The organism is Paramesorhizobium salinisoli (genome assembly GCF_003335045.1).
Lineage (GTDB): Bacteria > Pseudomonadota > Alphaproteobacteria > Rhizobiales > Rhizobiaceae > Paramesorhizobium > Paramesorhizobium salinisoli.
Genome location: NZ_QOZG01000148.1, coordinates 1 through 263 on the forward strand (window position 1 = coordinate 1; position 263 = coordinate 263).

At 65.8% G+C, this 263-nt stretch carries 1 pseudogene; it reads left to right on the forward strand.

From position 1 onward, the window contains the following. Window positions 1-263: pseudogene (locus DUT91_RS25310) on the forward strand (IS3 family transposase); the annotation flags it as partial.

The window sequence follows — 263 nt, forward strand, 5'->3', positions numbered from 1 at the left end:
GCGAGCTTCTTGCAAAAAAATGGTAGGGCCCGCCGCCAAGCGTGAAGCCGTCGGGCATCTGAAGGCCGTCATGGGTCTCTCGGAGCGGCGGGCCTGCCAGATCATATCCGCTGATCGGAAGATGGTGCGCTATCGGTCCTGCCGACCGCCGGAGGTCGAACTGCGGGCAAGACTGCGCGACCTCGCCAACGAGCGACGGCGTTTCGCTACCGGCGACTGTTCGTCCTGCTCAGGCGGGAGGGAGAGCCGTCCGGCGTCAACCG